General features: G+C 48.6%; 24 protein-coding genes. 20 read left to right on the top strand and 4 right to left on the bottom strand.

Annotation, left to right across the window (positions count from 1 at the left end):
- The first annotated feature begins 188 nt into the window (after positions 1-188).
- The 12 genes from ACFPYJ_RS06040 (at position 189) to ACFPYJ_RS06095 (ending at position 8,553) form a co-directional block, all read left to right on the top strand.
- Positions 189-488, top strand: coding sequence for a hypothetical protein (locus ACFPYJ_RS06040; RefSeq protein WP_379187163.1), 300 nt, complete (start codon positions 189-191; stop codon positions 486-488).
- 287 nt (positions 489-775) lie between these two features.
- Positions 776-1,786, top strand: a complete 1,011-nt coding sequence (locus ACFPYJ_RS06045; protein WP_379187164.1) for a ubiquinol oxidase subunit II — start codon at positions 776-778, stop codon at positions 1,784-1,786.
- A gap of 41 nt (positions 1,787-1,827) precedes the next feature.
- Complete coding sequence (locus ACFPYJ_RS06050) at positions 1,828-3,801, top strand: cbb3-type cytochrome c oxidase subunit I (protein WP_379187165.1); 1,974 nt, start codon at positions 1,828-1,830, stop codon at positions 3,799-3,801.
- A complete protein-coding gene (cyoC, locus tag ACFPYJ_RS06055; protein WP_379187166.1) occupies positions 3,801-4,427 on the top strand; it encodes a cytochrome o ubiquinol oxidase subunit III in 627 nt (208 codons plus the stop codon). Before ACFPYJ_RS06050 ends, cyoC begins: the two co-directional genes overlap by 1 nt.
- 1 nt (position 4,428) lies before the next feature.
- Positions 4,429-4,779 carry a cytochrome o ubiquinol oxidase subunit IV gene (cyoD, locus tag ACFPYJ_RS06060; protein ID WP_379187167.1) on the top strand — a complete coding sequence of 117 codons (351 nt, stop codon included), beginning with the start codon at positions 4,429-4,431 and terminating at the stop codon, positions 4,777-4,779.
- Between the two features lie 188 nt (positions 4,780-4,967).
- Positions 4,968-5,534, top strand: a complete 567-nt coding sequence (gene sigY, locus ACFPYJ_RS06065) for an RNA polymerase sigma factor SigY (RefSeq protein WP_379187168.1) — start codon at positions 4,968-4,970, stop codon at positions 5,532-5,534.
- Positions 5,506-5,919, top strand: a complete 414-nt coding sequence (locus ACFPYJ_RS06070; protein ID WP_379187169.1) for a DUF5345 family protein — start codon at positions 5,506-5,508, stop codon at positions 5,917-5,919. The genes sigY and ACFPYJ_RS06070 overlap by 29 nt, the downstream gene beginning before the upstream one ends.
- Complete coding sequence (locus ACFPYJ_RS06075) at positions 5,907-6,122, top strand: sigma-Y antisigma factor component (RefSeq protein WP_379187170.1); 216 nt, start codon at positions 5,907-5,909, stop codon at positions 6,120-6,122. The genes ACFPYJ_RS06070 and ACFPYJ_RS06075 overlap by 13 nt, the downstream gene beginning before the upstream one ends.
- A gap of 26 nt (positions 6,123-6,148) precedes the next feature.
- Positions 6,149-6,352 carry a PLDc N-terminal domain-containing protein gene (locus ACFPYJ_RS06080; RefSeq protein ID WP_379187171.1) on the top strand — a complete coding sequence of 68 codons (204 nt, stop codon included), beginning with the start codon at positions 6,149-6,151 and terminating at the stop codon, positions 6,350-6,352.
- A complete protein-coding gene (locus ACFPYJ_RS06085; protein ID WP_379187172.1) occupies positions 6,271-7,299 on the top strand; it encodes an ABC transporter ATP-binding protein in 1,029 nt (342 codons plus the stop codon). The genes ACFPYJ_RS06080 and ACFPYJ_RS06085 overlap by 82 nt, the downstream gene beginning before the upstream one ends.
- On the top strand, positions 7,296-8,078 hold the full coding sequence (locus tag ACFPYJ_RS06090) for an ABC transporter permease (RefSeq protein WP_379187174.1): 783 nt from the start codon (positions 7,296-7,298) through the stop codon (positions 8,076-8,078). Before ACFPYJ_RS06085 ends, ACFPYJ_RS06090 begins: the two co-directional genes overlap by 4 nt.
- Before the next feature lie 94 nt (positions 8,079-8,172).
- On the top strand, positions 8,173-8,553 hold the full coding sequence (locus ACFPYJ_RS06095) for an ATPase (protein ID WP_379187175.1): 381 nt from the start codon (positions 8,173-8,175) through the stop codon (positions 8,551-8,553).
- Positions 8,554-8,700: 147 nt separating this feature from the next.
- On the opposite strand, the gene ACFPYJ_RS06100 is transcribed toward ACFPYJ_RS06095, so the two are convergent.
- Positions 8,701-9,459 (bottom strand): hypothetical protein, encoded by a 759-nt coding sequence (locus ACFPYJ_RS06100; RefSeq protein ID WP_379187176.1) that lies wholly within the window; start codon positions 9,457-9,459, stop codon positions 8,701-8,703.
- 334 nt (positions 9,460-9,793) lie between these two features.
- On the opposite strand from ACFPYJ_RS06100, the gene gatC reads away from it, so the two are divergent.
- From gatC to ACFPYJ_RS06130, 6 genes are all read left to right on the top strand, one after another.
- The gene (gene gatC / locus ACFPYJ_RS06105) at positions 9,794-10,081 is read left to right on the top strand and encodes an Asp-tRNA(Asn)/Glu-tRNA(Gln) amidotransferase subunit GatC (protein WP_379187177.1); all 288 of its coding nucleotides are present in this window, start codon (positions 9,794-9,796) and stop codon (positions 10,079-10,081) included.
- 165 nt (positions 10,082-10,246) lie between these two features.
- Complete coding sequence (gatA, locus tag ACFPYJ_RS06110) at positions 10,247-11,704, top strand: Asp-tRNA(Asn)/Glu-tRNA(Gln) amidotransferase subunit GatA (RefSeq protein ID WP_379187178.1); 1,458 nt, start codon at positions 10,247-10,249, stop codon at positions 11,702-11,704.
- 36 nt (positions 11,705-11,740) lie between these two features.
- Positions 11,741-13,183, top strand: coding sequence for an Asp-tRNA(Asn)/Glu-tRNA(Gln) amidotransferase subunit GatB (gatB, locus tag ACFPYJ_RS06115; protein ID WP_379187179.1), 1,443 nt, complete (start codon positions 11,741-11,743; stop codon positions 13,181-13,183).
- 147 nt (positions 13,184-13,330) lie between these two features.
- On the top strand, positions 13,331-15,280 hold the full coding sequence (locus ACFPYJ_RS06120; RefSeq protein ID WP_379187180.1) for a DUF4097 family beta strand repeat-containing protein: 1,950 nt from the start codon (positions 13,331-13,333) through the stop codon (positions 15,278-15,280).
- Between the two features lie 81 nt (positions 15,281-15,361).
- Positions 15,362-15,793 (top strand): peroxide-responsive transcriptional repressor PerR, encoded by a 432-nt coding sequence (gene perR, locus ACFPYJ_RS06125; protein ID WP_379187187.1) that lies wholly within the window; start codon positions 15,362-15,364, stop codon positions 15,791-15,793.
- Between the two features lie 114 nt (positions 15,794-15,907).
- Entirely contained in the window at positions 15,908-17,632 is a 1,725-nt protein-coding gene (locus ACFPYJ_RS06130) for a glycosyl hydrolase family 18 protein (protein ID WP_379187188.1), read from the top strand.
- 183 nt (positions 17,633-17,815) lie between these two features.
- On the opposite strand, the gene ACFPYJ_RS06135 is transcribed toward ACFPYJ_RS06130, so the two are convergent.
- Together ACFPYJ_RS06135 and ACFPYJ_RS06140 are read right to left on the bottom strand one after the other, a co-directional pair.
- Positions 17,816-18,523 (bottom strand): PIG-L family deacetylase, encoded by a 708-nt coding sequence (locus ACFPYJ_RS06135; RefSeq protein WP_379187181.1) that lies wholly within the window; start codon positions 18,521-18,523, stop codon positions 17,816-17,818.
- A 17-nt stretch (positions 18,524-18,540) separates the two neighbouring features.
- The gene (locus ACFPYJ_RS06140) at positions 18,541-18,852 is read right to left on the bottom strand and encodes a DUF1806 family protein (RefSeq protein WP_379187182.1); all 312 of its coding nucleotides are present in this window, start codon (positions 18,850-18,852) and stop codon (positions 18,541-18,543) included.
- A gap of 264 nt (positions 18,853-19,116) precedes the next feature.
- Here ACFPYJ_RS06140 and ACFPYJ_RS06145 point away from each other — a divergent pair, with 264 nt between their 5' ends.
- Positions 19,117-20,064: an MsnO8 family LLM class oxidoreductase gene (locus tag ACFPYJ_RS06145; protein ID WP_379187183.1), complete on the top strand. Its 948-nt coding sequence runs from the start codon at positions 19,117-19,119 to the stop codon at positions 20,062-20,064.
- Positions 20,065-20,315: 251 nt separating this feature from the next.
- Here the strand turns inward: ACFPYJ_RS06145 and ACFPYJ_RS06150 are convergent, their stop codons facing one another.
- Positions 20,316-20,690 carry a DUF2614 family zinc ribbon-containing protein gene (locus tag ACFPYJ_RS06150; RefSeq protein ID WP_379187184.1) on the bottom strand — a complete coding sequence of 125 codons (375 nt, stop codon included), beginning with the start codon at positions 20,688-20,690 and terminating at the stop codon, positions 20,316-20,318.
- A 137-nt stretch (positions 20,691-20,827) separates the two neighbouring features.
- Between ACFPYJ_RS06150 and ACFPYJ_RS06155 the strand changes: the two genes are divergently transcribed.
- On the top strand, positions 20,828-21,706 hold the full coding sequence (locus tag ACFPYJ_RS06155) for a nucleotidyltransferase-like protein (protein WP_379187185.1): 879 nt from the start codon (positions 20,828-20,830) through the stop codon (positions 21,704-21,706).
- The last annotated feature ends 280 nt before the right edge of the window (positions 21,707-21,986 follow it).

Raw genomic sequence — 21,986 nt, forward strand, 5'->3', positions numbered from 1 at the left:
GATTGAATACCGGTGCGCGCTGGCAGCATAGCTTTTTTCTAATGTCTACTTGACAGGGGTATGACCAGTGGACAGGGGTTTCAGTGATTCCTCTCGTGAAAGGCGACTTTCTTGTGAACAAAAAGTGAATACTTTATGTCTAAAATGTGATACAATAGTGACATAACTTAGCCACGGGAGTGTTGGACATGAGAATGGACGCTGAAGCAGAACTGAACGGTAAGCGTATTCATAATAAGGACGAAAGCCGCTGGGCATCGATTCTTCAGAAGATAGGGTTTGTACTGGCGCTTATGGGAATTGTCATTACAGCCATTTTTTGCAGGGATTTTAGTGATACTAATCTTGGGCTCATGATTGGGATCGGCTTTATTATCGGAGGCTCGCAAATTACCGTCACAGGTACGCTTGTCCGCCTGATGCAGGCAGGATCACCCCCTTCGGTACCGGCAGCTGCTCTTCCGAAAGCAGCGGACCCTATTACCTAAATTTGGAATAATTATACTCACCATATAGCAATTTCACTAACAGCGTTTCTACCGAATTATGCACTTGATGCATAGCTCGGTTGGGACGCTGTTTTTTTATTGCAGCCGTTTCCGCAGAGCAAGGTGCATGTCCCATTCGTGAACGACTGTTGAACGAAAAGTGTCTGAAAAGAAACAGAACAATGACGGTTCTGTTAACGCATGATTCAACGGATATTTCATCTGCTATGCTATCTTCAAAGAGCCAAACGCAGCTTATATAGAGCATGCAAGGAGATGAATATCACATGAAGAAATCAACCAAACTCCGCGGCTTGATGCTGCTGATTACCGGACTGCTGACGACGGTTCTCCTCTCTGGATGCGACGGGAAATACGTTGTTTTCGATCCGCAGGGACCGGTTGCACAGACGCAGTACCGGCTTATTATTTTGTCCGCTATTCTCTGTGCCATCGTTGTTATTCCGGTGCTGGGCATAACCGCCTTCATCATATGGCGCTACCGGGACAAACCGGGCAACAAGGCACCCTATAAGCCCCATTGGGATGACAGCAAAGTGCTGGAGATACTCTGGTGGGGGATACCGATTGTCATTATCGGCATCCTTGGTTATTTTACAGCCCGTGATACCTATGCACTGGCGAAGCCGCCGGTGACGGACAGCAAGCCGATTGAAATCCAGGTTACGTCGCTAGACTGGAAATGGCTGTTTCAATATCCGGATCAGAATATCGCTACCGTCAATTACGTTCACATTCCGGCAGGCGTCCAGGTGCATTTTGAACTGACCAGTGACGCGCCGATGAACTCCTTCTGGGTTCCTCAGCTGGGCGGACAGGAATATACAATGCCGGGAATGGCCATGTCGTTATGGCTTCAGGCAGATAAGCCAGGCGAATATTATGGAACTGGCGCTAACTTTACAGGTAAAGAATTTGCTCATATGCGGTTTAATGTAGTAGCCGAGCCGCAGGAGGATTTCAACAAATGGGTAGACAGCGTCAAGAAATCCGGGCATGAGCTGACGGAAGCCGGTTACAAAGAGCTGTCCAAGCCGTCCAAATCAGAGGAGCAGACCTTCTCCGCATACCCGCCGAATCTGTTCGATTCCGTCGTTGATAAGAACGGCGGCCATTACATGGATATGGGGAACATGGATGAGGGCTCCAAAGACGACAAGCCTGCTGATGATCCCAAGGACGGCAATTCCAAGGATACTCATGACATGGGCGGCATGAACGGAATGGAAGATATGGATGGCATGTCTCATGACATGTCCGATATGAATCATGAATAATGACCAATCATTAAGCAGGTATTTACGAGGGAGGGCCTAACATGATAGACCGTATTAAAGATTTTGCCTCCCATTTCTTTGTGACCGGCGATCCGCTCATTTACGGCGCGGACGTCTCCATTGGCCTAACTACGCTGGCCATACTGTTCGTCCTCTTTTACTTCAAAAAGTGGGGCTGGCTCTGGCGTGAATGGCTGACAACCGTCGATCACAAAAAAATCGGGATGATGTACCTGATTGCTTCTTTGCTTATGCTGTTCCGGGGCGGCGTCGATGCGCTGCTCATGCGCACGCAGCTCGCACTGCCTAATGTGAAGTTTTTGGAGGCAGACCACTATAACGCGATATTTACGACGCACGGTACAATCATGATTTTGTTCATGGCGATGCCGATGATGTTCGGGTTGTTCAATATGGTCGTTCCGCTTCAGATTGGAGCACGGGATGTGGCTTATCCTTATTTGAATGCAGTCAGCTTCTGGCTGTTCCTGTTCGGTGCGATGCTCTTCAATATATCATTCGTCATCGGGGGGTCGCCGGATGCAGGCTGGCTCAGCTATCCGCCGCTCTCGGAGATGTCGCATAGTCCGGGTGTCGGGCAGAACTTCTATTTATGGGGCATTCAGATATCAGGGATCGGGTCCTTGGCAACGGGGATCAACTTTATCGTAACGATTCTGAAAATGCGTGCTCCGGGTATGAAAATGATGAAGCTGCCGCTGTTCACATGGTCGGTATTCTCGAGCAGTGTCATTATTATTTTCGCATTCCCGATTCTTACGGTAACACTCGCTTTATTATTCATCGACCGTTTCATGGGAGGCCATTTCTTCACAATGGATGGCGGGGGCAACCCGATGATGTACGTCAACCTCATCTGGATGTGGGGCCACCCGGAGGTGTATATCGTCGTCCTTCCGGCGTTCGGGATCTTCTCGGAGATCGTCAGCACATTCTCGCGTAAACGGATTTTCGGTTATAAATCGATGGTCTTCTCCTTAATGAGCATCAGCGTCCTTTCTTTCTTCACCTGGGTGCATCACTTCTTCACGATGGGCTCGGGAGCCGACGTCAACGTCGCCTTCGCGCTTGCGACAATGGCCATAGGGATACCGACGGGGGCAAAAGTATTTAACTGGCTCTTCACGATGTTCCGCGGCCGAATTCGTATGGAGCAGCCCATGCTCTGGACGCTCGCTTTTATACCCTGCTTCGTTGTCGGCGGCGCGACCGGGGTCATGCTCGCTGTTGCTCCGGCCGACTATCAGTACCATAACAGCTACTTCCTGATTGCTCACTTTCACCAGGTGCTGATCGGCGGTGTTGTGTTCGGATATCTGGCAGGTATTTATTATTGGTGGCCGAAGCTGTTCGGCTTCAAGTTAAATGACCGGCTCGGCAAATACGCCTTCTGGCTTTGGAATATCGGGTTCTATGTCTGCTTCATGCCGCAGTACGCGCTTGGCTTCATGGGTATGACAAGACGTGTTTACACCTATGGCTGGGATATGGGCTGGGGCCCGCTTAACTTGGTATCTACGGTCGGTGCCTTCTTCATGGGGATCGGGTTTATCTTTCAAGTGTGGCAGATCGCTTACAGCGCCAAATACGGCGAACGCGATACAACAGGAGATCCGTGGAACGGCCGTACGCTGGAGTGGTCCATTCCTTCACCGCCTCCGGTGTACAACTTTGCGGTCGTGCCGGTGGTGGATGAGCGGGATTCATTCTGGGAAGACAAGGAGCGCCGTGATTTTGCTCCGGCTCCGCTCGTTCAAGCATCCGAGCTGGAAGCTATTCATATGCCTCGCAATTCCGGGGTGCCGTTCGTATTCTCGGCTTTCTTCTTCGTAGCCGGCTTCGGCTTTGTATTTGATTGGCTGTGGATGGCTATTTTAGGTCTTGCCGGTGTCGGTGCGACACTGCTTATCCGTTCGTTCCAGTATGATACGGATTATTACATTCCGGCCGAGGAAGTCCGGCAGATTGAAACGGCTTCGGGGAGGGCGGTATAATGCAGCACGCTGTTAACTCGGCAACTCATAATCAGCATGATGATCACGCACATGGTCATGACCACCATGATCAGGAATCGATGAAGGTGTTGGGCTTTTGGATTTTCCTTGTGACGGACTGCTTGCTGTTCGGTACATTGTTTGCCACCTACATGGTCCTGCGGGCTCATACGGACGGCGGGCCTACGGGCAAAGAGCTGTTTGAAATTCCAGGCTTTATCGCAGAGACCTTTATCCTCCTGACGAGCAGCTTCACAAGCGGATTGGCTGTACTCGCCATGAACAAAGGCAAGGTTAAGCAGCTGATCGGCTGGTTGATTGTAACCGCTGTGCTTGGGGTCTCATTCGTCGGGCTTGAAATCAATGAATTCGTAAATATGGTTAACGAAGGTGCGACGATTTCACGCAGCGCGTTTCTCTCGGCATTCTTCACGCTGGTTGGGACGCATGGTCTGCACGTATCTATCGGCCTGATCTGGATGATTGCCCTGATGATTCAATTATCCAAACGGGGTATCACGTCAGTAACGCGCCGCAAAATAACCGTAATCAGCTTATATTGGCATTTTCTCGACGTCGTGTGGATCTTCCTCTTTACGGTCGTCTACTTAATGGGGGTGATGTAGCGTGAGTACACCTGCACAGGCGCAATCCCATCACGATCATAGTCATGATTCTCATCATGAAGATCATGGATCTTTGAAATCGTATATTATAGGCTTTCTCTTATCTATTGTGCTGACAATCATTCCGCTCATCATCGTTCTGAAGACGGATATGGCCAAGACGCCGACAATCATTACGATTATTCTCGCTGCGGTTGTCCAGCTGCTCGTTCAGCTGTTCTTCTTCATGCATATCCGAGAAGGCGAGAAGCCGCGGTACAATGTTATGGCGCTCATACTTGGTATCTTCATCGTCATTGTCATCGTAGGCGGTTCGATGTGGATCATGTCGTTTAATTCAATGGTGCAGTAAGTCTTCTTGGTAACCAGGCGTTCCTCCTCAAGAGGAATGCCTTTTTTGCGTCAGGGAGAGAAAATTCCTTTCCTAAAAAACTTTTGTTGTACAGTGAACAAAACGGCATACCTGAGCGTCATATTGGCGATCAAGAAAGAATAAGGTCATGCAATATTCCAGATCAGCGCGCGGAAAGGGGCTGCCGTATGAGCACGAACGTGCTGCAAACAGAGGATGGGCAGACGGTAAAACTCGCCGTTCGCGGCGATAATCATGCCCTTGCCACCCTGCTCAGAGATAACTATACGGTGCTTTATCGTTACCTGCTCAAGATCACGATGAACCGATCAATGGCAGAGGATTTGGCTCAAGAGACGATGCTGCGAGCCATTGAGCGAATCCGTACCTTTGAACAAAAATCCAAATTTTCGACCTGGCTCATTGCTATTGCAACCCGGCTTTACATGGATGAGATGCGCAAGAAGCAGAGGGAGAGGAAATGGCAAACGCAGGAGCAGGCAATGGCTGCGCTCCGATTCGATGCTGCTATGAAGCAGGACGATTGGCCGGATGCGCTCGATGCTCTGGGAGCCTTAAATTATGATATTCGTGTTCCGATTCTGCTTAAGCATTATTACGGCTTCGACTATGAGGAAATTGCCCGCTGGCTGGGCATTCCGATCGGTACCGTAAAATCAAGACTCCATAATGGGTTGAAACAGTTAAGAAAGGAGCTGAGTGACGATGAGATCAAAAAAGACACCGCAAACTGAATCTCAAGCTTTCAGCGGCAAGCATGACAAACTTCTTACTCCCCCACAGGATTCCCGGCTTGAGGAGGATATAGCGTTTCAAGAGCTGTTTGGCGATCACCTAATGAAATGGGATGCTTCCATTACGCCGCCCATCCCGGCACTTGACGATTTGGAGCAGCTTGTTACAGACCATAAACAACAGCTTTCCCGCCGTTTGTGGCGTGACTTGCTGCTGTTATGGGTCATAGGAGGACTGGTCATAAGCGGGATGCTTCTTTTATTGCAGCACAATATAGTTGTTTTTGCACTTGTGCAAATAGGCGCAATCGCTGCTGCGGCGATCTTTCTTATGATTGCGGTAAGATCCAGCTCCAAGGAGGGACGGCATAAATGGACAAATTAACCCTCAGCATCATTTGGATACTCGTGGGGATCGTTCTCATCTGCCAATCCTCCTGGCTGTTTCTAAACGCGAGTAAGCATTCGCCCCGCTATCGCTGGTTCTGGGGAGTGTGGGGAATGATTCAATTTCCGCTGCCGCTGCTATTTTATTGGCTTTTTGTCCGCATGGACTGGTCTCAGAAGAGATCGAAGCCCGAAGCTTAATTTGTTGTAAATGGGGGAGAAGAGAAATGGACGATTTGACGACTGCTCAGCTTGTGAGTATTATTGGACCGCTTGTGTTTATTCAACTGCTGCTTCTAATTATCGCTCTCCTGGTTTGTATTCGTGCCAAGGAGACACAGGGGCCAAGGTGGATGTGGATCCTCCTTATTTTGTTTGGGAGTTTTATTGGCTCCATCTTATTTTTTGTGATGGGGAGGAGAACATCATAATCGCAGCCGAACATAACCAGCCTCTATTACATGTCCAAGGTTTGACGAAAATTTTCGGAGCGGCCAAAGCTGTGGACGACATTAGCTTTACGATTGGCGAAGGGCGCTGTGTAGCGCTTCTGGGTCCCAATGGAGCCGGAAAAACAACGACGATTCGGATGCTGACAGGACTTCTTGCGGCCGACTCAGGACAGATGCATGTTCAAAGTCTTGCTCCCGGTGCCGACCGACGGCAGATAATCGGGTATTTGCCGCAGACGCCAGTCTTCTATGGATGGATGACAGGCAGAGAGTACTTGATTCACGCCAGCAGGTTATGCGGCTTGAGCCGGAAGGAGGCAGCAAGCCGAAGCACAGAGTGGCTGGAACGCGTTGGCATCATAGAAGCGGCGAACCGTCGCGTAGCTGGTTATTCCGGCGGCATGAAGCAACGTTTAGGGCTGGCCCAGGCACTCATTCACAGGCCCAGGCTGCTGATCCTGGACGAGCCTGTTTCAGCGCTTGACCCTATTGGCAGACGTGAAGTTATGGGGCTGCTGCGCGATCTCAAACGAGAAACAACGGTTCTGTTCTCAACTCATGTTCTTCATGATGCAGAGGAACTTTGTGATGATGTTTTGATTATGAGAGAGGGCCGCATTGCGATAGGGGGGAGCATTCTAGATATTCGGAACGAGCATCGTAAATCTGTTCTTTTTCTTGATACAGAAGGAGACCGGAAGTCACGGGAATGGTTGAATCAATGGCTGCAGCAGCCCTTGCAGGGCATCCAATCCTATGAACGGCTGCCGAGCGGGAGCGGAGTGAAGCTTATCGTAGATGAAATCAACATAGCTAGGCAGACGGTACTCGAACAATTATTGGCATCAAATGTCCAATTGACCAGGCTAGAAGTCGGATACACGACATTGGAGGATCTATTTATGGAGGCGGTGAGCGGATCTTGAGCAAATGGCGGGTACTCTTTAAGAAAGAATGGCTGGAGCTTAGTCGAAGCTACAAACTGATTTGGCTGCCGCTGGTTTTTATTTTACTAGGTGCTATGCAGCCGGTGACAACCTATTTTCTGCCAGAGATCCTGGCAAACGCCGGTAACTTACCGGAAGGAGCGGTCATCGAGATTCCAACACCACATGCTGAGGAAGTGCTGGCACAGACCCTGCAGCAGTTTGGTACGCTGGGACTGCTCATCATCACGCTATCCTTTATGGGCACCTTATCAGGCGAGCGAATGAGCGGCACCGCGTCCATGATCCTCGTGAAACCTGTATCTTATTTATCTTTTGTCAGTGCAAAATGGGCAGCGATGCTGACACTCGCTATGCTGGCATTTATGGCAGGCTACGGTGCGGCTTGTTATTATACAGCAGCTTTATTCCAAGCTATGAATTGGCAATTGGTCGTCCACAGCTTCCTTCTCTTTGCTCTGTGGCTTGTTTTCGTCGGAACGTTGACCATTTGGTTCAGCTCTATGCTGCGCAGCGCCGCGGCAGCTGCATTTAGTGCCCTTGCCGCGGCAGCTGTACTTGTATTGATAGCTTCGATGCTTCCCGAATTCCTTGCATGGAATCCTGGCAAGTTGTCCCAGCTTGCTTTATCACAGCTTACGGGTCATTCAAGCGCTGAAACCTGGCCTACCGTTGGAATGACAGCACTGTTAACTATGGGGTTGGTTGTATGCGCAGCCTGGATCCTCCGCAGAAGCCCTTCTTCAGAGAATGTTTAACCACATGACAATGATGCTCTATTGGACTTCCCTACTTTTTTTTAGTAGGATAGAAGAATCAAGCATCGGTTAATAGTTGACAGGGGTTGAGAACATGTACAAGCTGGGGCAGCGAATTATTATCGTTTCAGATTTGTTTGAACAGAGCCTTCCCGTCGGGGAATATGGCTATATAATTGCTTATGATCGTAATGCTGATAATGCATTTGACTACGTCGTCCGTGTACCGAAAGCGAACCGTAATTTCTATGTTCCTTCAGCTGATATAGAGCTTGAAGAAGTTCTCATTCAGATCGAGGCAGAACGGGTGGAACGGGAAGCGCTGATTGATTATGCGCTGGCAACTCATAATGAAGAGCTGTTCTATCGAATTATGAATGGCGGCGAGGATGAGACGCTAGAGGATGACAGCAGCAGCGAAGGGCAAAGCCAAGAGGATTTTATAAGACAAGTTCGATTGAAGGCATGGATCTGAGGAAGATCGGTCAGCCTGAAGCAGCAAGAGCCTCCAGCTCCACTTCTAAAGTAGTGGTCTGGAGGCTCTTTGCGGTACCCTGTGAGATACCAATCTTCCTATAGGTTTTCTAATGGCAGATCATCCGGACATGGTTCGATGATCAAGTCAGCGGTGATGCCTGCCAAAATTCCCGTTGACAATATTTTCAGCGAATTTATCTGCTTTTGCTATTTGCTTGTCTCCCTGCTCACGGGTCAACTTGCCGTCTTTCACGGCTTGATTGATCCGCTCCACCATGACCTTTTTCTGAATGGCAATGAGTTTTTGTACGTCAACGCCCTTTTCTTTTGCCAAATCAGCAAGCGTTTTACCTGAGGCGAGCGCTTGTTTGAGCTCATCACTGCTCATGTTAAGCTGCTTGGCAAGCGCAGACATATCGCTTCGTTTGCCGATGATATATCCGCCTCTTGGACCTTTGCCCTCACCTTGGTGAGGCTGGAATTTCATATCCACGATCCGGTCCAGATTACTTGTGAACCGCTGCTTTTTCTCATCTTGTCTCTTGGCAAAAGACTCCGTCAAAGCCTTCTTCAGCTGATCTCTAGTGACGCCTTGTCCTTCTGCGATTTGGGCGAGTGTCTGGCCTTCCTTAAGCTTCTGCCGAAGGGTTTCTTGATCGAGCTTGAGTAAAGTCAGCACTTCCTGTCCGACTAATCCCCCCATCCCCTTATGTCCATGGTGCCCGTGAGGGCCATTTCCTGCCTCTGCTTGAGCTTGAACGGGAAGATCCGTTCCTTGGCCGGCTGCCTCGGGGGCAGCTGGCGAGGACTGCGCTTGCCCAGTTTCAGCAGCATAAGCGCTTAGTGGAATCATCAGCGCCAGCGCTGTGGTAACACATACAGCTTTCAAGACCTTCATTGCCATTGTCCATCCTCCTAAAAGTTTTTACGATACGTCCTTGACTGCGCTTCCTGCGAGTAAAAACTGCTTCGGAAGCACGGGCCAAGTTTTTACTTGAGCCCCATGATAGGGGTACCGCACAACGCAGTATGTACACGTTTCCTTAAAAGGAAATGAAAAGAATATAAAAACAGCCTTAACTCCAAATTGATTTTCTATGCACAATCATGGGATGACGGCAAATTGATTTTCTATGCACAATCATGGGATGCCAGCAAATTCATTGAGTTTGGGCGGCAGGTTCGTTTATAATAGGTAGAATGTGAGCACAAGGATGGAAAGGGAGGGACACGCGCCCATGAGTATTACGATTAAAGATGTTGAGCATGTCGCTAATTTAGCACGGCTGGAGCTTTCAGAGCAGGAAAAGGAACAGTTTACCGGACAGCTGAATGCGATCTTGAAATACGCAGAGAAGCTGGAAGAGCTCGATACAGATCACGTAGAGCCGACAAGCCATGTGCTGCCGGTTACGAATGTAATGCGGGATGACGTCAACCGCGAATCGGTTACGAACGAAGTTGCATTGAAGAACGCACCGGATGAAGAAGACGGACAATTCAAAGTGCCGGCGGTGCTTGAATAATAATGGCAGGCCTACAGCCTCGCCAAAACTGTAATTATGCTTACGAAGCGAGTTTTTGCTTGATATCGCCTCAATACTTAGGCTATCAGGCAAAGCCTTGCAAAAACTTAGATTATGCTTACGAAGCGAGTTTTACTTCGTAAAACTTTTAGGAGGTAGCGACTGTTGGCACTCTTTGATTTGAGATTGCAGGATTTACATAACCAACTAACGAGTAAAGAGCTGTCCGTAGGCGAGCTCGTTGACGCTTCATATAAGCGGATCGCTCAGACAGATGAAGCGATTCGAGCATTCCTTACGCTGAATGAGGAAGGAGCACGCGCTTCCGCAGTTGAGCTGGACAAGCAGCTCCAAGAAGGCGGAGAGCGAGGTCTTCTTTTTGGCCTGCCCGCTGGAATTAAAGATAATATCGTTACCGAAGGGCTGTTAACTACATGCGCAAGTCAATTTCTGAGCAATTACGATCCGATTTATGATGCAGCGGTCGTTAAGAAATTGAAAGCTGCGCAGACCGTCACAATCGGCAAGCTGAACATGGATGAGTTCGCAATGGGCGGCTCCAATGAGAACTCCAGCTTCTTCCCGGCACGCAACCCTTGGAACACGGACTACGTACCGGGCGGATCAAGCGGCGGTTCTGCGGCATCGGTTGCTTCCGGTCAAGTTTACTTCTCACTTGGCTCTGACACAGGCGGATCTATTCGTCAGCCCGCTGCGTACTGCGGTATCGTAGGTCTCAAACCAACCTACGGTCTAGTTTCACGGTTCGGTCTAGTGGCCTTTGCTTCATCGCTTGACCAGATCGGTCCGCTGACGAAGAACGTTGAAGATTCGGCGTACGTTTTGCAAGCCATTGCAGGTTATGATCCGATGGATTCCACTTCAGCGAACGTCGAGATCCCCGACTACGTTAGCGCGCTAAGCGGTGATGTCAAAGGGCTGCGAATCGGTGTTCCGAAGGAATATCTTGGACAAGGTATCGATCCAAAGGTGAAGGAAGCCGTTCTCGCGGCTCTCCAACAATTCGAAAGCCTTGGCGCCACATGGGAAGAAGTTTCACTGCCGCATACGGAATATGCAGTCGCTACTTACTATCTGCTTGCTTCCTCGGAAGCTTCCTCCAACTTGGCCCGTTTTGACGGCGTCCGTTATGGGGTACGCGCTGACAATCCGGACAACCTGATTGATTTGTACCGCAAATCCCGCAGCCAGGGCTTCGGCGACGAAGTGAAACGCCGGATCATGCTCGGCACTTACGCGCTGAGCTCTGGTTATTATGACGCGTATTACCTGAAAGCTCAGAAAGTCCGTACGCTCATTAAACAGGATTTCGATAACGTATTTGAGAAATTTGACCTGATCATCGGGCCTACGGCTCCTACGACTGCTTTCCGCATCGGCGAGCAAGTTGGAGATCCGCTGACGATGTATTTGAACGATATTTGTACGATTCCTGTCAGTCTTGCTGGAGTTCCGGCAATTAGCGTCCCTTGCGGTTTTGCGGATGGCTTGCCGGTTGGATTGCAGATTATTGGACGGGCATTCGACGAGCGCACCGTGCTGCGTGCCGCGCATGCTTTTGAGCAGCATACAGATCATCATAAACAGCGTCCGCAGCTGTAAGGATAGCGAATGTTAGGGAAGCAGGAGGGCTAATACATGTTTGAACCAAATAAGTATGAAACGGTAGTTGGGCTGGAGGTGCACGTCGAGCTTCACACGAAGAGCAAAATCTTCTGTGGCTGCTCCACGTCGTTCGGCGCCCCGCCAAATACACATACCTGCCCGATTTGTCTGGGGCATCCCGGCGTGCTGCCGGTACTGAACCGCCAAGCGCTCGAATATGCAATGAAAGCTGCAATGGCGCTGAATTGTGAAATTGCTGACATCAGCAAATTCGACCGCAAAAACTATTTCTACCCTGATTCGCCAAAAGCGTACCAAATCTCCCAGTTTGACAAACCGATCGGCGAGAATGGCTGGATTGATATTGAAGTGAACGGACAAACCAAACGGATCGGGATCACTCGCCTTCACTTGGAAGAAGATGCGGGCAAGCTGACACACGTAGACGGCGGCTTTGCGTCGCTGGTTGACTTTAACCGTGTAGGTACGCCGCTTGTCGAAATTGTATCCGAACCGGATCTTCGCAGCCCGGAGGAAGCTAAAGCTTATCTCGAGAAGCTTAAAGCGATCATGCTTTACTGCGAAGTATCGGATGTGAAGATGGAAGAAGGTTCACTGCGCTGCGATGCTAACGTCAGTCTTCGCCCATATGGCCAAGAGCAGTTTGGAACCAGAGCAGAGCTTAAGAACATGAACTCGTTCCGAGGTGTTCAGCGCGGGCTGGAGTATGAGCAAATGCGTCAAGCCGACGTGCTGGATGGCGGTGCCAAAGTTGTTCAAGAAACACGCCGCTGGGATGAGTCGCAGGGTAAAACCTTCTCCATGAGAAGCAAGGAAGAAGCGCATGACTACCGCTATTTCCCGGATCCGGACTTGGTTCAAATTCATATTGATGCGGAATGGAAATCCCGCGTACGCGCTTCGATTCCTGAACTTCCGGACGCCCGTAAAGCTCGATACACCACGGATTTCGGATTATCTTCGTACGATGCAGAAGTCATTACATCTTCCAAGAAGCTGGCTGATTTCTTTGAAGAGAGCTTGCAGTTCACCAAGGATGCCAAGTCTGTCGCAAACTGGATTATGGGAGACATGCTGGGTTACCTGAATGCAGGCGGTCTCGAGCTCGATGATATCAAGCTGACAGGTCAAGGTCTCGGTGAAATGATCGGTCTTATGGAAAAAGGAACGATCAGCAGTAAAATCGCTAAAACCGTCTTTAAGGAAATGCTGGAGTCCGGTAAACGGCCTCAACAAATTGTTGAGGAGCAGGGGCTCGTGCAAATCAGCGACGAAGGCGCGATAGCTGAAGTCGTTGATCGTATCGTGAGCGCGAATCCGCAATCGGTTGAAGATTTTAAAGCAGGCAAAGAGAAAGCGATCGGGTTCCTTGTGGGTCAAGTGATGAAAGAAACCAAAGGAAAAGCGAATCCGGCATTGGTAAACAAGCTGCTGTTGGAGCGTTTGAACCAATAGAGCGAAGGCAATATTTTAGCATTCAAGAGAGGCATGTCCATTTTCCGGGCATGCCTTTTCATTTGTCCGATCAATCTTTGCCTGTTAGATTGTGGTACAATATAGGTTAACAATAAGGAGTTAATAGCGAACAGGAGGAGGCGGCTCATGCGCACAGGAAAATTTAATGAACGTATTATGGCGCCGCTTCTTGCTTTTCTTGTTCCCGGAGCAGGGCATCTCGTACTCGGGCTTCATCTGAAGGGGCTCCTATTAGTCCTAGGGACATTGACGGATATCGTGGCTATGGTTCGTTTTGCGGATGAAGGCGGAGGAACCTACGTATTGCTCATTATTTTCCTCGGGCTGGCCCTTCCGTTTTTCTGGTTTTACAGTGTATTCGACACCCTTCAGCAAGCGGCGCTATTAAAACATACGGAAGCTCAGAGCGTAAGCGGCGGCAGTGGAATTACTGCTGCTGTTCAGGGTATGGCGGTCCTTGCGATCGGAATTATACTGCTGGCACTTGTGCGTGCACCGTCGGTGCTCTCTTCATGGCTCGATTCATTAGGCAACTATATACCGGGAATCGGTCTTATTATGCTTTCTGCGCTTTTAGCGATGAGGAGGGGGAGCGGCATGTTTAAGCTGGGGCGAATCACGGCAGCTTGTGTCATCATTTCTGTTGGCGGGCTGTTATTATGGGATCAAGTTCAAGGCCGGAATGACATGGGCTTGCTCGGACAATGGTGGCCGGCTGCTTTTGTACTGCTCGGTCTGGAGGTTGTCATATACAGCTTCATTAATCGGACGGGGAGCAAGCGGCTGTCCTTTGATATCGGAGGCAGCTTCCTGGCTGTTCTAATTGCTATAACGGCTTTTACCGTCACTCAGTATGCGGCGATGCCAATACGCTGGCTGGATGAATTTAAAACCAACTTTGCTGGAATCAGCGGCTTTGGCGAAGAAAAGGGCTTCAAGTATACGAAAGAATCGTTCAGTATTCCGGTAGGTCCTGATCTTTTAACGATCTCGGTGGATAATCCCAATGGCAAGGTAAGCGTGAAGAAAGGCGAGGTAAACGAGATCATCGTGCAAACGGAAATCTGGGTGGATGTGACGGATCAGAAAGTGGCGGATTCCGTTGCTGAGCAATCCAAGGTTGAAGCAAGCGGAGACAAGAAGCTGTCTATTGAAGCAAAAGGTCATCCTTATGGTGCTAATGGCAGCCGTAAGCCGCGTATGAATATGATAATAACAATACCGGCATCTTCCGCGTTTGCTGCCCCGCCGCCGAATAATAAGGTGGCACCTGAGTCTGCGGACGAGAATAAAATAAATGAAACCTCTGGGGAGCTTCAGTCGTCTAATGGAGTAGGAGCCAAGCAAACTGCAGTTACGGGCAAATCAGTCGTAGGCGCACCGGAGAACCAATCGAATGACCAAACGTCTCCTCCCAATAATAATGATTCTAATGCAGAGACCAATCATTCAGATGAACCGGCTCAAACCAAATTTAACATCCAAGCTACGAACGGTACAGTGAATGTTTCCGGCCTTGTCCTGCCTGGCGGGTTGAACATCAAGATTACAAATGGAGAAGCCAATCTGAGTGATTTATTTGGTCCGGTAGATGTAGAGACGAAGAACGGAGATATTTCGGCTTCTGATATCGAAGGTGATGTTCAGCTATCTGCCTATAATGGTGCAGTCCGTGCACAGCAAATTTCAGGTGATTTTGAAGCTTCGACTCTGAGCGGCAATATGGAAATTAATCATATTTCAGGCCATGTCGAGGTCGATACTAAGAATGGTGAAATATTGATTAAAGAAGCTTTGGCTTCTGTTAAAGCGGATACGCTGAACGGTGACATTGAAATTCGCAGTTCTGTTGTCGGGGGCAGTTGGGACATTGACAGTTCAATAGGGGATATTAGACTCTTTATCCCGGAGCAGGGAAATTATTCGGTGAATGGTTCTGTTACCTTCGGTACCATTTCGACGGATCTGCCTCTAACCTCTACCAAAAAAACGATCAGCGGCGATATTGGTGCGGCGACCTACAGAATTGATATTGATGCGAATAGCAGCATTACGGTAAATCGTTACAGTCCATAAAATGATTTCCGCTTTCATTGACAAAATGAAAAGCAAGCACGTACAATGGTTCTAATGAATGAAGAGAAGGGCGTGAAGGGCATGGGCGCGACCGTTGAGCAAGCACTTGAGCAACTAAAAAATACCGGCGTACGTATGACCCCGCAGCGTCATGCTATCTTGAGTTTCCTTATGAATTCCATGACTCATCCGACTGCCGATGAGATATATAAGTCTTTATCTCCTGCTTTTCCTAGCATGAGCGTGGCAACTATCTATAATAATCTGCGCTTATTTGTTGACGCAGGGTTCGTTCGAGAACTGACTTATGGCGATGACTCAAGCCGGTTTGACGCTGATTTATCTGAACATTACCACGCGATTTGCCGTTCATGCGGTAAAATCGTTGATTTTGATTATCCACCTCTTACTGAGGTTGAAGCCGAAGCTTCAAGACAAACCGGTTTTAAAGTGGAAGGCCATCGCATGGAAGTTTACGGCCAATGTGCTGAATGCGCAAGGCCGCGGGCCTAACGATCCGGTTCTGTTCAGGTATGAGGATGAACGTGCAAGGGTAGAGGATTTACTCAACCTTAGCACGTTTTTTATTTGCAAACGCTAACGCGAGAGGAGCAGAATAAATTGGAAATGGTTCGAATTCGGCCTCGCCGCCAGGGCGGATGGCTGAAATGGGTTGTCATTGCAAGCGGATTGGTCGCGATGCTTGCCGGCACATGGCTTGGCTGGCAGCGATTTATGCCCAATAACACAATATTGAAACTTGATTATGGTTCAGACCATCCTATCATCTACAAAGGAACGCTCGTCGGAGCAAATGCAATTGTCGGCAGCAAAGACGCCTTTAAGCTGCCGCTGGCCTTTATACAAGAGCAATTAGGACTGCAAGAAGAGGTCTATTATGAGAAGAAAAGCGGTTCTATTATCTTAACTGGAGTGGACAAGCTGCTTCGGCTCAAGACGAACACATTAACAGCGACCATAAACAGTAAACCCTATAAGCTTAATATTGCAGCAGAAGTAAAGAATGATACGGTCTATATTCCGGTAACGCCTCTTGAGGAGCTTTATGGCATCCACGTGGAATATGATCAGAAGCTGCACACGGTTACGGTTATAAGGGCTGGAGAAGCCGTTCAACGTGCTGAAGCGCCCGAAGGGGGGCATATTCGTAATGAACCTACGATTAAAGCTCCAATTGTTCAGACGCTTGACAAGAAGGGTGAAGTACGAATATGGGGCGAATCCGAAGGGTGGTATAAGGTCCAGAGTACCAATGGAGGTATCATCGGTTACACAGCCAAAGACGATCTGAAACTAACTAAAGTGGAGCAAATTGCGCTTCCTCCTGAAGCAGTGCCCTTCCCGGCCTGGAAGGTTATCGGTCAGAAAATCAACCTAACCTGGGAAGCGGTCTACAGCAGCTCCTCCATTAATACGGACAATATCAGTGATATGCCTGGCGTTAATGTGGTTAGTCCGACGTGGTTCGAGCTTGCAGATGCTGCAGGCAATATCAAAAGCATAGCCGATATGCATTATGTCAATTGGGCGCATAACCGTGGCATGCAGGTTTGGGGATTGTTCAGTAATGGGTTTGAGCCTAAGCGGACGACTGCTGCGCTTGCAAGCGTTAATTCCCGGTTCACGATGATCCAGCAGCTGCTGGCCTACGCCAAAATGTACAAACTGCAGGGAATTAATATCGATTTTGAGAATGTGGAAACATCCGATAAAGAAAATCTCGTTCAATTCGTCAGAGAACTGACACCCTTGCTGCATGAACAAGGAATTATCGTGTCCATCGATGTCTCGCCAAAATCGAACAGCGAAATGTGGTCGGCCTTCCTCAATCGAGCATCGCTTGGCAAAGTTGTCGATTATATGATGATAATGGCCTATGACGAGCACTGGGCGAGCAGTCCCAATTCCGGGTCAGTCGCTTCGCTTCCGTGGGTAGAGAATGCGCTGGTTAAAATTATCGAAGAGGATCACGTACCTACGAGCAAGCTTATCTTAGGTATGCCGCTCTATACAAGGCTTTGGACCGAGAAGACGGACAAGAACGGCGCGACTGATGTGTCATCAAAGGCAATCGGGATGGATGCAGTTGCAAAAATCATTTCCGAACATAAGCTCACGCCAGTGTTGGATTCTCAATCTCGTCAGCATTACGTGCAGTATTCAGAAAATGGTGCCCTCAAGCGGATTTGGATTGAGGACGGCTTATCCATGCAAGGAAGGACAGCGATCGCAAAAAAATATGGGTTGGCAGGAGTTGCGACATGGCAGCGGGCATTCCAATCCAAAGATATATGGGCTATTATTCATCAATCATTAACGAAGCTTCCCTAAAGAAGAGTTACTACGTATACAGCTTACTTCCTAATCCTTAATAATCGTTAAGGATTTTTCTTTTTCTATATGCTTGTTCAGGTCAACTTACATTTGCATTGTATCAAAGGCTGCTGAAGCAGCCTTTGATACAATGAGGAAATTAGGAGATCCTTTCTGCATTAAACGATAAGTACGACCTGGTTACACGCCGGAAGGCACAGGGAATAAATCATTTTCCATTCGGGGAAGAGCATTTTTGTCACCGATCAAAAAGTATTCAAAGCCTCCGAACCTTGCCAGCGCTTTATGATCCTCTTCCCATACCCACTTATCGATTTCGGTTTGACAGCGGTGTGCGCGGAAGGAAGCGAGCTTGGTCTTCAAGTGTTGGCGAACATCGATTTTAACTACATCCTTCTTCGTATAACCGTACCGCTCGGGATGTTCCATTGCTTCTCCGAAGGTGATGAAATAGAGAGTGGCACTTTTAAGTGTCCGGTGGAAAGCGGCAGTCGCCGCTTTTCCGATGGCGCAGTGATCCGGATGGCCACCAAGCCTTTCATGAAAGGTGAGGACCACATCGGGATTAAGCTCCTCCATGAGAGCCGCTATTCTTGCGGTCAAGCTCTCCGGTTCGATAAACTCTACCGTCTTGTCGCGAATATCCAGAAAGAGAAGACGATGAATACCAAGCACCTCACAGGCTTGCCGCAATTCTTGCTCCCGGATAATCGGCATGGTTTCTCTGTTCAGATATGGGGGGTTGCCCATCCTACGTCCCATTTCACCGCGTGTGGCGCTGACAAGCGTAATCTCAACATCATCGCTTGCGTACTTCGCCAATGTCCCCCCGCAAATAAATGACTCGTCGTCGGGATGAGCTAATACCGCTAATAGTTTCCGCTTCACAGGCAGATTTCCTCCTTTCATTCGGGGAAGGGTTCTCTTCCCAGCTCCAGCGTTACGTTCATTCGGCCAAGATCGTCAAAACCGGCCAGTATCAATCTTTCCTGGTTATCCCATTCATAATGCGTAAGCCCTTCCATGCGAAGCCAGCCGTGTCCGTCAAATCGAAGGCCTATCCGGAACGATCCTTCACCGGCAATAACAGCTTCCTGCAAGCTAACCCGGAAATTACGTACAAAAACGGAGGAAGTAGCTTCAGCATGCATATAGACAGCCTGTCCCAGGAAGGACTGGAAAGCAGCGTCAACATTGGCTTTATGTATTATTTTCATAGCGACCTCACTTTCGTATGGTTTGTTTACGCAAAGACTATAAGGCACTTCACTGCGTGATGTCAATTATAAAGTCTTGAGATCAATATTTGAAGCCTGTCTCTGCGTGTCGATAAATTCATCGAATCAGTGAACACGGAGCAGGGTAACAACAAATGTATAACAAACAGGACGTACCGCATATCGAAATAAACCCTTTTGCATTAAAATAATGAATATAAAGGCACCATTGCCGCAGCGAGAACTGGAACAAATGGAGGATTAATGGACAAACAACCTATCAAGCTCAGCGTTTTGGATCTGGTACCCGTATACGGAAAAGCAGACGCCTCATATGCACTGGGGCGGGCGGCGGAGTTAGCACAAACGGCCGAACGGCTTGGGTACAGCCGTTATTGGGTCGCCGAGCATCATGACATGCCGGGACTCGCGTGCACCTCGCCGGAAGTGCTGCTTGCATATATCGGTGCGAGGACAAAGCGAATTCGCATAGGATCAGGCGCGCTGCTGCTGCCTCATTATAAACCTCTAAAAGTGGCGGAATCTTTTCATATGCTGGCAAGCCTGTATCCAGGCCGCGTAGATCTAGGCATGGGCAGAGCGCCAGGTGGTACAGCTCACGTCAGTATGGCACTGAGTGGAAATTTCCTTGAGAACGTTCGGCAGCTGCCTGAATCGCTTAAAAGCATTTCGAAGCTCATGCAGGGACAGTATGAGTGGGAGGGGGAACCGGTAATCGCTCGTCCGCTTCCTTCGACTCCGCCTGAGCTGTGGATGCTCGGCACTAACCGCAGGAGCGCCGCGTACGCAGCTGAATTTGGAATGGGCTATGTATTTGGTCAATTCATGAGCGATATGGACGGAGAGGAGATTTTGTCGGCATACAGGCAGGAGTTTGTTTCTTCTCCCCTTTGCTGCACACCCAGAACGATCGTCGCTATAGGTGTCATTTGCGCTGAAACGGAGGAAGAGGCGCACTGTCTAGCAGCAGACAGTACCGCTTTATTCAGGCCCGAAGGATCGTTAACGGAACCAGCAGCGTTTTCAGGCAGCAAGCTTTTAGTAGGCAGGCCGGTGGATGTGAAGACCCGGCTGGAGGAGCTGTCACTGCTCTATGGGGTAGCTGAGTTTATTGTCGTAACAATGATCCCGGATTACCGGAAACGGATCCGCTCGTTTGAGCTGCTCGCGAAAGCCTTCTGGGGTGAATAGACTTCACCATATGAATCGAACAAGGAAGGGATCAAGGATATTCGGACTCATCTCTTCGTAGTACAGATGCATGGCTGCACTCAAAAGTTGTGCCCTCATTTGCTTTTTTCTACTTGTTGACTGGGAGTGCGATAGCTGCCGGGAACTGCGGTTAAGCTGATGCTTTTCAACGAGGGATGTACGCATCAATTCTAACAATAAACGCGCCATGATCGGGAGGTAGACCGATTGCGGCGCGTTATTTTCTGGCGTTACGATTTAATTGGTTTAATGGCTTCAAGCTCGTCCTCATCCAAGTCAGTAGCTTGCTTCGGATCGAGGGTAAGCTTTGTTTTGCAGTACATGCAGCGATCGGTCTTACCTAGAATTTTAGTATGCCTGCCGCATTCCGGACAATTAAGTATGACAGCACTGGTGGATAACATACCCGCCCAGAAATAAATACCGACACTCACCAGCATACCGATCATACCCAGAACCATGAATATTGCAGCAAATACTCTGCTGGCAGAACCGCCCCAGAACACGATCCCGGCAGTACCGAGTATCATCAGTCCCATTCCAAAAAGTGTAAATAGGAGTCCCCAAAGTCGAAATTCGTTAATTTTGCTTGATCTACCGAACATTCTTCATATCCTTTCTGTAGGTCTGTCGCGGTTTTCTTCATCAGCAAAGCAGGAAACCGGGCGGACATTGTCGAACAATAATTAAACTGAAATCATTATAGCTCAAACTCGGCAACGAAGCTATATGGGGGATCGATGTGGATACTATTAAAGGACATTTTAAATTGACTTACCAGCAAGACAATCAACTAATTAGTTTGGTTGCTATCGACAATCCATTTCCTTATAACCCTCTAATTGATGGACTGGACCTGCTTTTATTAGTTGTCACCGAACAAAATGACACTCTTAAAGGTATTGAGCATGTTCGTATCAATGGGGAGCGGGTTCAAATTAGGACCGTAAGCCCGGCAGCTCTTGAGCACTGGGTCACAGGCGGGGAGAATCGGAGTATTATACAATGGCTCGTTCGGGGGGAAATCCTGTTGGACAGAGGCAATTATTTAATGAACATGCGTGATTTATTGTTTGCTTTCCCGAGTTCTATCCGAGAGCAAAAGCAGTTAAGTGAATTTTCGAGCTTCATTCGCACGTATCTGCAGGCCAAGCAGGATCTTCAGGATAACAATCTGCTGGACGCCTACGGTCACATTTTAACAGCACTTAATCATTGGGCGCATATTGCTTTAATAGAAGCAGGTCTGCATCCGGAATTAACGGTTTGGCGACAAATGCGTCGGTTTAATCCAGGCATCTATAAACTTTATGAAGAGCTGACCATAAGTCCGGAATCACTGACGAAACGCGTTCAGTTGGTTCTGTTAGCTTGTGAGTTCTCGGTCATGAGTAAAATGAAATCATGCTGTGAGCTGCTCTTTTCTATATTAGGAAGCAGAGAAGAACCATGGAGTGTTTTGGAACTTCAACAGCATCCGCTGTTGGTTGATATGAATATAGATCTGTCTCTGCTGCTTCAGAAGCTGGTTAAGCGAGGTTATATTGGAGAGGTTGCAATGATGCCATCCTCAGATGACATTGAAGCACTCGAATTACGTTATCGCTGTAAATCAGAATAGCGCGCAGATTACACATTTTTTAAAAGAGAATATGCATCTTTTCAAAAAGGACGTAAGCTGCAAGCTTCCGTTCTTTTTCTTTGCAAAAAATACTTGACGGGCGAAATGCCTCTATGATAAATTAATCATTACCGCCTCCGAGGCAGCCGATTAGCTGTCGAGCAGGGAAAAAGAAATTTTAAAAAAAGTACTTGCAATTGATTAGGCGGATGTGATATATTAATCAAGTCGCCGCTGAGAGATTGGCGGTCAACACGAAGAACTAAATTAGACATTTGTT

Source organism: Paenibacillus solisilvae (genome assembly GCF_042656405.1).
Lineage (GTDB): Bacteria > Bacillota > Bacilli > Paenibacillales > Paenibacillaceae > Paenibacillus_Z > Paenibacillus_Z solisilvae.